Annotated in this window: 14 protein-coding genes; 4 read left to right on the top strand and 10 right to left on the bottom strand. The window is 43.7% G+C overall.

Translation table 11 applies throughout. The annotated features are described in order from the left end of the window. Positions 1-40: 40 nt before the first annotated feature. The 6 genes from BLQ13_RS03630 to BLQ13_RS03605 all read right to left on the bottom strand — a co-directional run bounded on the left by BLQ13_RS03630 (position 41) and on the right by BLQ13_RS03605 (position 6,633). Positions 41-2,692 carry an ABC transporter permease gene (locus tag BLQ13_RS03630; protein WP_090916087.1) on the bottom strand — a complete coding sequence of 884 codons (2,652 nt, stop codon included), beginning with the start codon at positions 2,690-2,692 and terminating at the stop codon, positions 41-43. Continuing rightward, the gene (locus tag BLQ13_RS03625; RefSeq protein ID WP_090916085.1) at positions 2,685-3,377 is read right to left on the bottom strand and encodes an ABC transporter ATP-binding protein; all 693 of its coding nucleotides are present in this window, start codon (positions 3,375-3,377) and stop codon (positions 2,685-2,687) included. Before BLQ13_RS03625 ends, BLQ13_RS03630 begins: the two co-directional genes overlap by 8 nt. A 112-nt stretch (positions 3,378-3,489) precedes the next feature. Then, positions 3,490-4,734 (bottom strand): HAMP domain-containing sensor histidine kinase, encoded by a 1,245-nt coding sequence (locus tag BLQ13_RS03620; protein WP_167375628.1) that lies wholly within the window; start codon positions 4,732-4,734, stop codon positions 3,490-3,492. After that, complete coding sequence (locus BLQ13_RS03615) at positions 4,734-5,435, bottom strand: response regulator transcription factor (RefSeq protein WP_090916081.1); 702 nt, start codon at positions 5,433-5,435, stop codon at positions 4,734-4,736. The genes BLQ13_RS03620 and BLQ13_RS03615 overlap by 1 nt, the downstream gene beginning before the upstream one ends. A 198-nt stretch (positions 5,436-5,633) precedes the next feature. Further along, complete coding sequence (locus tag BLQ13_RS03610; protein ID WP_090916079.1) at positions 5,634-5,819, bottom strand: hypothetical protein; 186 nt, start codon at positions 5,817-5,819, stop codon at positions 5,634-5,636. Between the two features lie 73 nt (positions 5,820-5,892). Next, positions 5,893-6,633, bottom strand: a complete 741-nt coding sequence (locus BLQ13_RS03605) for a class I SAM-dependent methyltransferase (RefSeq protein ID WP_244159204.1) — start codon at positions 6,631-6,633, stop codon at positions 5,893-5,895. Positions 6,634-6,771: 138 nt separating this feature from the next. On the opposite strand from BLQ13_RS03605, the gene BLQ13_RS03600 reads away from it, so the two are divergent. Both BLQ13_RS03600 and BLQ13_RS03595 read left to right on the top strand, forming a co-directional pair. Next, positions 6,772-7,974, top strand: a complete 1,203-nt coding sequence (locus BLQ13_RS03600; RefSeq protein ID WP_090916078.1) for an MFS transporter — start codon at positions 6,772-6,774, stop codon at positions 7,972-7,974. Beyond that, a complete protein-coding gene (locus BLQ13_RS03595; RefSeq protein WP_090916076.1) occupies positions 7,961-8,608 on the top strand; it encodes a TetR/AcrR family transcriptional regulator in 648 nt (215 codons plus the stop codon). The genes BLQ13_RS03600 and BLQ13_RS03595 overlap by 14 nt, the downstream gene beginning before the upstream one ends. Before the next feature lie 172 nt (positions 8,609-8,780). Here BLQ13_RS03595 and BLQ13_RS03590 read toward each other — a convergent pair whose 3' ends face one another. Both BLQ13_RS03590 and BLQ13_RS03585 read right to left on the bottom strand, forming a co-directional pair. Next, positions 8,781-9,818, bottom strand: coding sequence for a ketopantoate reductase family protein (locus BLQ13_RS03590; RefSeq protein WP_090916074.1), 1,038 nt, complete (start codon positions 9,816-9,818; stop codon positions 8,781-8,783). Between the two features lie 13 nt (positions 9,819-9,831). Then, positions 9,832-10,578, bottom strand: coding sequence for an acetoacetate decarboxylase (locus tag BLQ13_RS03585; protein WP_090916072.1), 747 nt, complete (start codon positions 10,576-10,578; stop codon positions 9,832-9,834). A gap of 165 nt (positions 10,579-10,743) precedes the next feature. Between BLQ13_RS03585 and BLQ13_RS03580 the strand changes: the two genes are divergently transcribed. Both BLQ13_RS03580 and arr read left to right on the top strand, forming a co-directional pair. After that, positions 10,744-11,628, top strand: a complete 885-nt coding sequence (locus tag BLQ13_RS03580; protein WP_090916070.1) for a LysR family transcriptional regulator — start codon at positions 10,744-10,746, stop codon at positions 11,626-11,628. Positions 11,629-11,877: 249 nt separating this feature from the next. Then, the gene (arr, locus tag BLQ13_RS03575) at positions 11,878-12,294 is read left to right on the top strand and encodes an NAD(+)--rifampin ADP-ribosyltransferase (RefSeq protein ID WP_090916068.1); all 417 of its coding nucleotides are present in this window, start codon (positions 11,878-11,880) and stop codon (positions 12,292-12,294) included. A gap of 10 nt (positions 12,295-12,304) precedes the next feature. Here arr and BLQ13_RS03570 read toward each other — a convergent pair whose 3' ends face one another. Beyond that, positions 12,305-13,477, bottom strand: coding sequence for an MFS transporter (locus tag BLQ13_RS03570; RefSeq protein ID WP_090916066.1), 1,173 nt, complete (start codon positions 13,475-13,477; stop codon positions 12,305-12,307). A gap of 139 nt (positions 13,478-13,616) precedes the next feature. Next, positions 13,617-13,919: an ArsR/SmtB family transcription factor gene (locus tag BLQ13_RS03565; protein ID WP_090916508.1), complete on the bottom strand. Its 303-nt coding sequence runs from the start codon at positions 13,917-13,919 to the stop codon at positions 13,617-13,619. Positions 13,920-14,068 lie beyond the last annotated feature (149 nt).

Genomic DNA, 14,068 nt, shown 5'->3' with positions numbered 1-14,068 from the left:
TGTTCGTTCTAAAGCGAACAACCGAGCTTTTTTTGACTCGTTAATTTTCCCCGCGCAAACCATCTGTAATCTGGATTCGTTCAAGACGTCTAAGCGGCCAGTATGAGGCTATGAGTGTGGCTATGATAGCACCCAAACTGCCAATCAGAATGCTACTCCAAGGCATAACCCATTCGACCTGCACAGCATTTCTCATCAGATAGGACACACTATAACTTAGGCCTGTGCCAAGAAGACTTCCGTACACAGCGGCAAATACGCCATAGAACACACCCTCAAGCAAAACCATCTTACGAATTTCCTTTTGCGTCATACCAATCGCTTTTAATACGGCGAACTCCTTCGTCCGCAGAATAAGATTCGTACTTACCGTATTCAAAATATTCAGAAACGCAATGGCTGCAATGACTCCGATAAAACCGTACAGGAATATATTTAGCGTCATAGCATCGTTACGGGCTTGTTTCATCTCCTCTATCCGATCGCGATAGTTATACCCTGCATCCTGCTGAACAAGGCTTTTGAAATAACCCACAATTGCCCCGTTATCTGTCTCAGGATTCGCTTGAATGAATATCCTGTCATAAGAATTATCGCCCGTGATGTTTTCAATCACCTTCGGTGTCGTAATCATTTGAATAACAGCACTTTCGGTGTATTTACCAGAGAGAGGGGCTTGATCTGCGGTTCCGACAACAGTAACGGTTTTGTATGACTGCTTGTCACCCATTGACCGGACCTTAATTTTATCACCAACCTTGAAACGGGTTTGATCAATGATCATGTTAGTCCCTTTGTCGGTGATCATGCTGATTTTCTGGATAACAATGACACCATTTTCATCATTCATTTGGCTTGCATCAATGCTTCCGGAGGTGAGTTTGGGACGAAGTTCCTGAAGTCCGTTTATACCGTAAGATGTCAGAAAGTTGTTACCCATCCGATACCCGTTTTCCTGTTCAACCGTGTACATTTCTTTCTGCTGCTGGTAGTAATCCGGATTTATTTTCTCTTTCGGAATGATCGCTTGAAGCTGGTGGGTGTAGAACGGATAAGCCTCTTTAACTCCATCAAGTGTAACCAGCTTATTATACACCGAATTAGGGATACGTTTATTCATCCCTTGATAGTCCAAGGAGTAAGAGTAATCGATGCCTGATTCAGAGGTTGTTCCTAGAAGATTCACCAAGCCGCCAAACACAATATACATAACAATGCTGATAATCATCGAAAAAGCCGTAATGCGGAATCTCTTTCGGTTCCGCCGAATATTTCGGCTGGCAAACCGACCTTCAAACCCTAGCCATTTGCTACCTGCAAAAGACAAGCGCTTGAAATCCCCCTGCTCTACCGCCGTGCTGCCTGAGGTTTTCAGTGCTTCAAGCGGTGAAACGTTGGAGGCCAGTTTGGCTGGACCCAGCGCTGACACATAGACAACAATCAGTCCTAAACCTGCTGCCGCAAGTAGAACAGGCAATAAAATAATCATGTGCATATCGTTCAAGAAGCCTAATGTCAGCATGCTAATGTTATAGAATAAAACTTTCATTAGAATGGTTCCTGTAAATAAACCGATTGGAATGGCAATTAGACTAAGCACAGTCGCTTCCTTGAATACGATCCTGCGAATCTGGGCTGGTGTTGCACCGATACAGCGCAGCATGCCAAACTGAGAAATGCGTTCAAGCACTGAAATATGAAACGTATTGTAAATTACCGCGCTGGTGCATCCCATGATAATTAGAACAATAGCTGCAAATGCATACATTGAGCTTTGGTTAACGTTGGCATAGGTGCTCTTGCCAAACAGTTTGAGCAATTCATTGTTATATTCAATGCGTATATCCTTTAACACATTTTCACGGTTCAGTTCCTGAGCAGAACCTTGATCCACATTCCCTAAACCCAATGAAGACAGAATGGCCTCGCTCTTCTCCTTTATATTGTCCATCGATTTCATGGTCGCATAGATAAAAAAATTCTGAGACGGATCGATTTTTTGATGATCATCATACGTAATCGCTGAATAGATAAAAGTGGATGACCACGTTACATTTTTGGCTGTTTTCATCACCCCGACAACGGTATATTGCTGTTTCATACGCGGTTTGAATTTTTCATCCAGATTCCACCCGTAATCACCAATGGAGTTCACGCTCTTCACCTTTCCGGTGGAAGCTTCGACCCGATCTCCCAGATCCAGCGTGATCTTGTCACCAACCGCTGGTTTCGAAGTGAAATTATTCAGACTCCAGGATGACAGGATGATTTCATTAGGCTTTTGTGGCAAACGTCCACTCTCCAACTGAACTTGAAGCTTGGACATGGCTTGCGAGTCGTATCCCTTCACATTCAGATAACGATACGGCGCAGCAAATGGATTTTCCTTTTGCTCCTTTTCACTCGTGGAACTTATGGTTGCATAACCAATACGATGAATGACTCCTGCACTGCCTATGGCGGCCTGGTTTACGATACGAGGTACGTCTTTGCCCGAAACTCCATTGAAGGACACCTCATAATCTCCGTAATCTTGAATCGTCTGACGTACCAGTTTGTCCTGATAACTCATCGCTAGTGTGCCGACAGCGGTAAGAAGTGTTACCGATAGAATGATGCCAACAATGGTGAGAATGGATCTTTTTTTCTGGCCAAGTAAATACTTCTCGGTGAGCCCTGTGTACTTACGCATCGCTCTCGCCCCCAGATTGCTGATCGAAAAGAACCCCGTCTTTAATGTTCACAATACGATCGGCTCTCCGGGCTACATCGGAAGCATGTGTAATCATAATCAAGGTTTGATTGTACTTTCGAACCGAATAGGTGAGCAAATCTACAATTTCTTTACTGTTTTTGCTATCGAGATTCCCCGTTGGTTCGTCAGCTAGTATGATCGAAGGTTTGTTAATCAAGGCTCGTCCAATGGCTGTACGCTGTTGCTGTCCACCTGATAGCTGGTTAGGGAGATGATGCTTTCTGTCTTTTAGACCGAGTACGTTCATTAGTTCGTCTGCATAGTCTTCATCGGCTTGACGATGGTCTAGTAGCATAGGCAGTTTAATATTTTCTTCTGCGCTTAGAACCGGAATCAGGTTATACGCCTGGAAAATGAATCCGATCTTTCGTCTTCTGAAAATGGCTAAATCCGTTTCGTTCAGAGAATACAAGTCTGTCCCATCAATATGGACTTGTCCACTTGTTGGGCGATCTACACCTCCAAGCAAATGCAGTAACGAACTTTTCCCCGAACCGCTTGCACCAACAATAGCGACAAATTCACCTTGTTGAACCGTTAAATTAATCTCTTTCAATGCATCGACCTTGGCGTCGTTACTTCCGTATGTTTTACATAAATCACGCGTTTTTAAAATTTCCAAAGCATGTGCCTCCTTCATGAGCTGTGAACAATTGTTGTATTCATATGGTTATTATAGGCTCGGAAGCTTACGTTAAAGTGAAGAGGAAGCTTACGTTATTGTAAGCTTCCTCTCAATACACTGTTTTCATAAAAGTAATTCGGAATTCAGCTCCCTCTCCAGGCTCGCTTGATACCGAGATCGTTCCACCCAAACCTTCAATAATGGACTTGGTCAGGGACAGACCTACCCCGGTACTGTGAGGTTTAGCATTGCTTCTGCCTAAGTAAAATCGCGTGAACACATGGGGGATCTGTTCCGGCCCGATCCCTTCCCCCTCATCCCGGATGGTAATCGAATGAAACAAGCCTTCGTCTTCCATGGTAATGTAAACTTTTCCTGATACGGGAGAGTGCTCCAGTGCATTTTTAGTCAGATTAATAATCGCCTCGGTTAACCATTCTTCATCTGCATGCAGCAACATGTCCTCGCCGCCTTGAACGACAATAGTCTGTTTCTTCTGCTCCGCCAAGGGTTGCAAGGTCTGCACCGTTGATTCAATGATGTCTTTGGGTTTAATGTTCTGCAGTTGAAAAACGATGGCTCCCGCTTCCACTCTTGCCAGCTTCAACAAGCTGATAATGAGCCATTCCATGCGTTCGATCTGTTGCTTGCTTCGTTCCAGAAAAGTGGCTCGGACGTCTTCTTTCATGTGTGGGTCATGCAACATATTTTCATTAAATACGAGCAGGGATGCGAGCGGTGTTTTGAGTTGATGTGATATATCGGTCAGCAGATGGCTTAGAAATGTTTTCTCCTGCTTCAGCTGATCTACACTATGACTTAGCCTACCTGCCATCATATTAAAGCTATGACCAAGAGCGCTGAAGTCTCCTTCTGCATTCTCAGGCAATGAGGTATCGAATTGACCTTCCACCACCTGCTCCGCTGCATGTGTAACACGGCGTATTCTGGAAAACAGCTTACGGTACTCCCAATATAAAAGCAGCAACACCGGGATACCGCACAGGAAAAAGATCAACGCTGTATTTCCAGGTAATGCTGTTCCCGATAGGGCAGGCTGATCCTGAATATTCATATGATTTGTATATCCGTATTGAGACAATATTTGTTTACCTAGCTTAAGATCCTGCGGGTCTGTCCCTTGAGTAATTGTATGAATGAGCTGATCTTCGAGCTGTGGTTGCTTACTTAACACTTGTCCAACAAAGGCCGCGTGCTGGTTCACAACCGTTTCATTAATGCTTTGTGTTTGTAGGTTCATCACAACATAAATGATTGCAGTCAAACCTAATTGAACAAGGATAAACTTGGTGAACACAGATTTCCACTCCGGATTACGGATGACTTCAACCATCAGCGGTATGCTCCTGTCGTTTCGGCGTTCCATTTGTATCCAACTCCGCGAATTGTAACAATATACTTAGGCGCGGCGGGTGTTTCCTCCACCTTTTCCCTTAATCGGCGTATATGTACGGACAACGTATTATCATCAATGAATTCACCAGAGACATCCCATAACTTCTCAAGGATTGATGTCCTGCTGCATATCTGTTTGGGATGGGACATTAACATAAGAAGCAGCCGGAACTCTAGCGTTGTCAGCGGAACTTCATTTTTGTTTTTGAAAACAACACCTTCCAGCACGCGAACTTCAAAGTCGTCGGATTTCCATATGTTTGAATGCTGTTCAGGGCGGGAATGACGCCGTAAAACAGCCTTGATTCTAGAAAGCAGCTCCTTGGTACGAATCGGCTTGGTCATATAATCGTCAGCACCCAGATCAAGTCCCGCGACCACATTCATCTCTTCATCCAGCGCGGTGAGAAAAATGATCGGCACCTCTGAGTCCACACGAATTTGCTTGCATAATTCATATCCCGTTCCGTCAGGCAAATTAATATCGAGCAAAATAAGTTCTATCTCGTGCTGCGCAAGAGCATCGCGAGCTTCCTTCAAGGTTCCGGCATGAATGACCTCATAACCTTCATTGGTTAACGTATATTCTATTCCAAATACAAAATTTTCATCATCTTCAACAAGCAAAATGCGATTCACTGTAGCACCCCTATCCTAGCGTTACCTCTTAAATGCAAGTGTATGTGCTTCATCATTCTACTAAATGTATCATTTGAAATACAAGGTGGGAAAAGCAAAAAGACAACCGACATATCGGTTGCCTGTGATGAAAATGATAAAACGGTCAAGTCGTACTATAAGTGCAGGATTCCTTTTGTCTTCTCTCCCGAAAACTGTTTAATTCACCAACTTCTCCGGGTTTTTCACCTTAATGGAAACAACCTCACCGCAGTTCAGACAAATCGTATACACACGTTCAGAACCAAGCGACATCTTTTTATCCAAAGGCCGCAAATTAATAAAGTCGGTTGCCTCCACAAAGGATGTACCTCCGCAATCGTTACAAGTTCTGGATGTTGTCATATCAAACATTCCCCTTTCTACTTATGTAATTTCAATGCATCATTTCAATCATTTTAATCATTACGATGCATACTTACCCTTTCTTACATACACTAATTACCATTGGACTTGACGGTTGAAACGGCGTTTGATCCCAGTTCGCATATTGATTCTCGAGGGTAAAACCTTGCTTTTCCAGCAACTGCTGCAGTGTCTGCACATCCGTAAATCTGCAAGCAATGCGTGACGTCGTTTGGCGATGGCCCCAGTCCCGAACGGTTGTCCAGTGCATGATCTGTTTCTCGGCATCATATGTCTGGCTACCAGATACTTTAACCGTCACGCCATCCACATCGACAAATGTGCCCCAGTGCTCTTCTTCTTCATCCGATAAATCATTGCCGTCCGGATTTCGCATCTCAAATGCAAATATGCCACCAGGCTCCAAATGATTATACGCCGTTTGCAGCAATGCCTGCTGATCCTCATCGCTCAGAAAAGCCTGAAATGCATTTCCCGTCAGAAAAATCATGGAGAAGCGCTGATCAGATTCAAACGTACGCGCATCTGCTTCGATAAAAGCAACCGGCAGATCCTTCGCTTTGACTCTCGCATACGCGAGCATAGGCTCTACGATATCTACACCGCTAATTTGAACTCCTCTTTCGGCTAAATAAAGTGTGGCTAATCCTGTTCCACAAGCAAGCTCCAGCACATGTCCCGGATTTTTCTTGGCAAGTTGAAGGAAAAATTCGTATTTGTCCGTCTCACCGCCAAATTCCAGATCATAGTTCATTGGATCTCGGTACTCTTCCTGATTGTTGTGATCAATCAATACGTCTCACCCATTTTCCATCAAAAATGTATTTACAACAGGAATTATAACACACTATAATAGTTTACATCGAGTAAAGGTTAACGATGTGTAAACCATAAAAAATTGTACATGATGGAGAAGGAGAAATTTAAACGTATGCGTACCATGACACAATCCACCCGCTTTCCGATGTTTATTTTGATGTTAAATCTGTTTATTGCTTTGCTCGGACAAGGGATGCTGATTCCGATATTACCGGAGTATCTCAAGCTGTTCCATGCAGGAGGCACCGTTGCCGGATTTTTGGTCGCAGCCTTTGGCGCAGCCCAGTTTCTGTTTTCTCCGCTTGGAGGACAATGGGCTGACCGTTTTGGACGTAAAAAGCTGATTATGGCAGGGATGTTTCTGGTTGTCGTGTCTGATCTTATTTTTGCGGTATCGACGTCTCTACCTCTCCTCTATATCGCTCGTTTCATCGGGGGAATCAGTCTAGGTCTGATGGTTCCAGCCAATCTGGCTTATGTGGCCGATATTACAACCCCGGAAACCCGCGCCAAGGGGATGGGTTATTTCGGTGCATCGATGAACCTGGGTATGGTGCTTGGGCCAGGTTTGGGCGGTTTTATTGCCGAGATGGGTGTGCGTATGCCGTATTTCGTCGCTTCCGGTTTGGGTTTAGTTGCGGCAATGCTTACTCTTCTCTTGCCAGAGACTCTTCCACCTGAAAAAAGAACAATCTCAACGTCGAAGAAAAAAGGGTTCACCATGGGCGAGCAAATCTGGAGTTCGTTCAAGGTTCCTTATTTTGGATACTTGTTGATTATTCTGGTGATGACCTTTGGTCTGATGAGTTATGAGACGGTCTTCTCGCTGTTTGCCAAATACAAATATGGCTTTAATGCTTCAACCATCTCGGTTATCATCACCATGGGAGCGATTATCGGTATCGTGATCCAGATCTGGTTACTGGACTTTTTTGTGAAACGCTTGGGCGAAATCAAACTCATCCGTCTGTCCTTAATCATGACCCCGATTGCTCTTCTGCTGATGTTAATTAAGGTTAATCTGGCATTTTTATTATTTGCATCAGCGCTTTATTTTGCATTCAATGCGTTCCTGAGACCAACTGTCAGCTCCCTGATATCTAAAAGTGCCGGGGATCGTCAAGGTTATGCATCAGGTTTGAATACGACGTATTCGAGCCTAGGTACTGTCTTCGGCCCACTTGTTGCAGGTCTGCTGTTTGACAAAAACGTAAACTTTCCGTATATTTTTGGTGCCTTTATGTTACTGGCAGCATTATCACTTACGATGAGTGCACAACGTTCCAGGAAAGGAAAGCAATATGCAAGCGAATGAGAATTGGCATCAGCAGTTAAAAAATCAGAATCGGGATGAACTGATCGAAGCGGGTAAGCACCTTTTTCTGAAACACGGTCTGCTTCAAGTAAAAATCAAAGACATTTGTGCTGAAGCGAATCTAAGCCGAGTGACCTTCTATAAACATTTTCAATCGATCGATGAGCTGCTGCTCACCATTCAGATGCAGTTGGTTGAAACCATGACCCAGCACGTAGGGCAGGCTACAAGCCCAAGTAGTAGTGGCCGTGAACAGCTTGCAGCGATGCTGAACGCATGGGTTTCTTTTGCTAAGGAAAATCCGGACCATATTCGTTTTATTCAATTATTTGATATCAATTATGAGCTAGTTCATTTTCAGCCGGAATTGAAGGATACTTATGAACGGTTTATCCAAAACGGTAAAGAGAATCACTTCCTGCTTGAAGCATTGAACTCAGGTGTTGCCGACGGCAGCATCCGCAATGCTACCCCTCCGCTTAAGCTGGCGCAGTTCATATTTACGGTGATGATGGGCATGTTGCAGAAGATGTTTACACACCGCTCACATGAACTTCATCAACTGGATGATCAGATGACAAAGCAGTTGGTTGATATGCTGTTGCATTATGCAGGCAATGAGGACAACCGATAGAGTCAATTCGTGGAGCAAGATTAATCCGTTGGAATAATGACCTTTTAGCTAAACTTCACAAAATAAAAGAAGCCCTCCCTCACACGTATGGTTCATTGTACTCATGCGGAAGGAAAGGCTTCTTTGTTTGCGTTTTGTGCTATGAATTTGTGATTGCATCAAGCTTCAAGCTTTACACCTGTGACATATTCAAAAGCTGCTCAAACGCATGGATGTTGGCTGCAAACTCGGGTACGTTCTGTGCTTCTTCTGCGGCTTCTACCAGTTGAACGACCGTATCATTATACGGTGTTGCAATCCCGGTACCTTTTGCCTTGCTCGAAACTACGCCGTTGATATAATGAATCTCCGTTTTACGTTGTTTCTCCAGATCCTGCAACATGCTCGCCTTAAGCAGTCTGGATGGTTCCATTACATGACGTAACGTTTCAATACGTGCAGGGACTTCCTTTTCGCTCTGTAGCTCCAATGAAGCCATATCGAATCCGTTCATCGTGACAAAAGAAACACCATTCGCATGTCCGACCTTGATCGTTTCGTCAATGATATGAACCGCACTTCGAATGCCTGCTTCATGATCGAGAATATCTCCATACGTGCCGTTCAGTGCAGCAGATAAACCGCTAAAAGCATTGTTGATTAGCAGTTTTGACCATTTCGTGCCTACCAGATTATTCGAGATATGTGTACCTCCAACGAGATCAAGAACTTCTTTTACACGCTGAATTCGTTCGGTTGTCTCTCCATTCAATTCCCCGATCTGGAATGCGTACTGCTTGAATTGAGGATACGCCGTGGTCAGACTGGATACGCCGGGTTCCATGAATGTAGCACCAAACTCAACGGAACCCGCGATAACCCGTTCAGCTCCAACGATCGATGCCACGTTGTCTTCGGGAATTCCGTTTTGCAGAGAACATACAACACTGTCTTCATGCAGATATGGAAGCAATTCTTTCAATACAGACTCATTGTACAATTGTTTCGTTAACAACAGCACAAGATCATATTGCCCTGACTTTTGTTCAGGGGTGATGGCTTTTACTTTGGCCTGAAACTCGGTCGTTCCGGTTACTTTTGCTCCTGTCTGATTAAGTGCATCGACATGTTCCTGATATGCATCAATTAACTCCACGTCCATTCCGCCATCTGCCAGATAAGCTCCAACGATGGTTCCAAGTGAACCTGCACCTACAATTGCAATTCTCATATGTGTTGCCTCCTTATTTTTCTTCCAGATAGTTATATACAGGCTGTGCTGCATTCAAAGTTAAGTTCGTCAGAATGTGTGAAGCAGACACGACTTCAAGCACTGGTAAATCAGCCAAAGGCGCAAGCGCATGCTCAAAAAGTTGTAGCCGAGCCGGGCCTGTCCAAGCTTCCTTCACCTCGATGTCGGTAATCTGGGTACGTATCAGGTCGCAGATCCGCAGATTCCCGGTATAATCCGTAGCTATTTTGATCATAAAGTTGGGACGGCAGATTTCTTTTTTCGCAAGCTCTTTGTCCATCTCCACATGTTTGAAACCCATCGTTGCTGTGGCTACGCGCAGTGATCCATAGTCCAGTGTACCGACGAGTGTGTCAGAGTCTGTGTACAGCTTGGGAGCACCGAGCTTTTTGGGATAAGCGGTTAACTCTCGGCCACTTGCAATGGCGGGAAAGTTATCCACGTACATCGAATGCACGTAATCCCCGTCTTCCCCATTGAACTGCACGGGAATGACCTGTCCAGCTTCCGTATATGCGCCAAGTCCGGAGACGTCCGGCATCCACATCACTTCGAATTTCACCAAGGGTTCGGTGATTTGCAATGGCTCAGGAACAGCTGCCCGCAGAGCCTGTTCATCCGTTCGATAGATGATGTTCAAGTACTCGCGATTAACGAATTTATACGGTGGCATTGGATATGCCGGGGCTGTTAAAGGCGTGTTCAGGTTTTTGGCGATATTGTTCACATCGATTTTCATGAAAAAGACACCTGCCTTTGCATCGGGTTATTAGATTATTGGTTTAACTGTTGATTTGAATTTGTTGATTTGCTTATAAATAAAGTCTACATCTTTCTTTAAATTTAATATAATACATAATAAGTACTATATATATTTATTCAAATAAATAAGGAGTGCATAACAATGGAGCTTCTCCAGCTAAAATATTTTCAAACGGTAGCTTACACAGAACATATCTCCAAAGCTGCTGCTCAGTTAAATATCGCTCAGCCTTCGTTAAGTCTCACCATAAAGCGGTTGGAGGACGAAATGGGTACTCCCCTTTTTCATCGAAAAGGCAGAAACATTGAGCTGAATGCCGCTGGAGAAATTTTGCTGAAACATGTGAACCGCATTTTTGTTGAGCTGGAGAATGCCAAGCTGGCCATTACGGAAAAAGAGGATGAACTGTCGAGGTTGATCCGGATCTCTATCTCCAATTCAAGATTTCTATCAGGTTTGATACGTGAGTATATCGAAGTTTTCCCCGATTCACAGCTTCATCAAGGTATTGCAAGTCGAAATGACATTATTACACAGCTGAAAAAAGGAGATGTGGATCTGGGGATCACCGGCTACCCGGTTCAGGATGAGGAGATTGACAGCCGCGTGCTTGTCGAGGAGGACATTGTGCTTGTCTTGCCTGCTGATCATGCTTATGGCAGTGAAAAGCAAATTTCATTACACGCCGCTGCGAGTGAACCTTTTCTTTCTCTCGCCAATAACGATGAATACCGACGTTTCACCTTGATGCTGTGTGAAAGGGCAGGTTTTGTTCCCCATTTGGCATTCGAGGTCGATTCTCATACATTGGTCGAGATCATCAGACTGGATCGTGGGGTTGCACTGCTGCCTGTCTCTGTCTGTCGTAATCTTGGACTGCACTATGTGCCGATTGCTGACGATGCCGCCGTATATCCGATCAGCTTGTCATGGATGAAACATCGAAACCTCTCTTCATCATTGGAACAATTCCAACAATTTATTATTTCCTATTACGCATCCAATGCCTCGATGTTTAAGGTGTAATATGAATGAGGATTCGATTGCAGGTGATTGACGCAGCCTTGCCTCTTCAACTGACTGCTGTTCGTGTTAAAAACAAAAAAAGCCGCTAAATTAGCGGCTGAATTGAAACAATTATGGTCCGTTCCACGGGACAGTATCTTTCCTCTACTCTAATTATAACGTTTACGAAAATAGAATAACAGACTGTTTTTTCACCGATGCCTGCACTATACTGCTAAATACAAATCTAAAAGTTGAGGTGTGTCCGTAATGGATGACAAAAAAATAGTCTTAGATCCGGGTCCCTTTTTTCACGGTACCAAAGCAGAACTAAATATTGGCGATTTACTAGAGCCACAATTTTTATCCAATTATCAAGACAAGAAGTCGAATCACATCTACTTCACTGGAACCTTAAACGCTGCCAAATGGGGTGCTGAACTAGCCAGATCGAGTGCAAAAGAACGAATTTACATCGTAGAACCCTTAGGAGATTTCGAAAATGATCCTAACGTAACGGATAAACGTTTCCCTGGAAACCCGACCCGATCCTATCGATCCAAATCCCCACTAAAGATCGTCGCTGAATTAGGTTCATGGGAACGACACACGGATGAAGAAATTGATCATATGACTTCATCTCTGAAAAAGTTAAGTGACGAAGGTAAAAATGTGATCTACGATTAATTCATCGAAGTCAACGATTAACATTCACTTTTGTAGCTACATTCACTTTATTAAGGATGATTAATGCTATTATTGCGATCGCAATTCCACCAGCACCAATCCAGGTTATTGATGAGAGAGAGAACGTTTCAATCGCGATTCCTCCCATACCTGCACCGGCTGCCATAGCAAGCTGCATCATGGATTGATTAAGACTTAGCATCACTCCTGAAGCTTCCGGTTCAATGGTCGTTAAATGATATTGCTGCGTTGGACCGGAAGACCAGGCTGAAAACGACCACAACAAAAGTACGATCATTACGCCCACTAATGTATGGGTCACAACGGACAGCAGGATCAGCATGAGAATATGCAGTGCAAATCCACCGAATAATGTGCGATTAACTCCCCACCGATCCGCACTGAAGCCACCAAGCTTGGAACCAATCATGCTTGCTATACCAAATACAAGCAAAGCTCCACTGAGATATTGGTTATTTAATGCTGATACTTGAAGCAAATAGGGTGAGAGATACGTATAAGCGATTGAGTATCCTCCCAGCCAGAAGAAAGTGATCGCTAATCCTAATGCGACTTTTGGTTTTTTCAATAGACTTAGCTGCTGCTTGAGCGGCACAGGCGCGTCCCCCTCAATACGCGGAATGACGAAAGAAAGAATGATTATAGCCAAAATGCCTAAAATGGCAATTCCTCCAAACATGGATTTCCAACCTAGAGTGTCAGCTGCAATTCGCCCAAGGGGAACACCAATGATTAATGACGCTGTGAAACCCATAACCACTGTAGCAATCGCACTTGCTTGTTTACCTGACGGTGCAATTTTAGCGGCAATGTTCAAAGCAGTGACCACCACAATTCCTGCTCCAATCGCCATCATGACCCGAGCAGCTGCAAAGAGTCCATATCCTGGAAGGACAAAGGCAAGGATATTAGAAACAATAAATATGCCCATACTGATCATCATTAACTTTCTTCTGTCCATACTCGCGGTGAGTGCCATTAGAATGGGTGTACAAAGAGCGTAGATCAAAGAAAAAATGGTAATTAACTGACCTGCTGCAGCCAGTGAGACATCAAAAGAGGCGGCCACCTTATCTAAAATACCTGATAGAGCATACTCGGAAGTCCCGACCAAGAAACTAACGATTGCTAAAATGTAAACTTTCGAATGGGATGACTTCAATGGAATCCACTCCTTAATGAATTTATAAATTGTTATATCTAAATTTGTAGATATAATGAGTCACAAAATGACATATTGTGAATTGTCGATATGATCGGCTAAAGAAAAACTGAATTCTTGGTAAGAACTCAGCTGTAACTTACATATCATTCATCATATAACGAGTAAACTCACTTATCGCGTTCTCGTCTCTCTGATAATACGTAAATTTGCCTATCCGTTTGGTTGTGATCAGCCCTGCTCGCTGCAATATCGTAAGATACTGGGAGGCGGTCGACTGTGTCATGTTGAGTTTGTCGGTGATTTGACTTACACATACCCCTATTTCGTTCATATCCACTCCTTCATGGGGTTTGAAATGCTCGTTTGGTTCTTTGAGCCATTGTAAGATCTGAAATCTGGACTCATTCGAGACAGCTTTCAAAATTTCAATTGGATTCATAATCATCATTATATCGATCTTTTGCGATATGTCAATTCAAAATGGTTAATGATCTTTGTGTTAGGCCTTAAGGGGCGTGAAATGAAATATAAGAAGACTGCCTGATGAGGCAACCTTCTTATATTTGTGTTAAAAAATTAGAGATAAGA

The organism is Paenibacillus polysaccharolyticus (assembly GCF_900102085.1).
GTDB classification, from domain to species: Bacteria; Bacillota; Bacilli; order Paenibacillales; family Paenibacillaceae; genus Paenibacillus; species Paenibacillus polysaccharolyticus.
Note: the sequence above shows the minus strand (reverse complement) of the source record. Positions and strands in the feature narration are given on the sequence as shown.

Coding starts and splice junctions, on each gene's coding strand:
- BLQ13_RS03630 (WP_090916087.1), bottom strand. CDS start 2,692: ATGCGTAAGTACACAGGGCTCACCGAGAAGTATTTACTTGGCCAGAAA.
- BLQ13_RS03620 (WP_167375628.1), bottom strand. CDS start 4,734: ATGGTTGAAGTCATCCGTAATCCGGAGTGGAAATCTGTGTTCACCAAG.
- BLQ13_RS03610 (WP_090916079.1), bottom strand. CDS start 5,819: ATGACAACATCCAGAACTTGTAACGATTGCGGAGGTACATCCTTTGTG.
- BLQ13_RS03600 (WP_090916078.1), top strand. CDS start 6,772: ATGCGTACCATGACACAATCCACCCGCTTTCCGATGTTTATTTTGATG.
- BLQ13_RS03595 (WP_090916076.1), top strand. CDS start 7,961: ATGCAAGCGAATGAGAATTGGCATCAGCAGTTAAAAAATCAGAATCGG.
- BLQ13_RS03590 (WP_090916074.1), bottom strand. CDS start 9,818: ATGAGAATTGCAATTGTAGGTGCAGGTTCACTTGGAACCATCGTTGGA.
- BLQ13_RS03585 (WP_090916072.1), bottom strand. CDS start 10,578: ATGAAAATCGATGTGAACAATATCGCCAAAAACCTGAACACGCCTTTA.
- BLQ13_RS03580 (WP_090916070.1), top strand. CDS start 10,744: ATGGAGCTTCTCCAGCTAAAATATTTTCAAACGGTAGCTTACACAGAA.
- arr (WP_090916068.1), top strand. CDS start 11,878: ATGGATGACAAAAAAATAGTCTTAGATCCGGGTCCCTTTTTTCACGGT.
- BLQ13_RS03565 (WP_090916508.1), bottom strand. CDS start 13,919: ATGAATCCAATTGAAATTTTGAAAGCTGTCTCGAATGAGTCCAGATTT.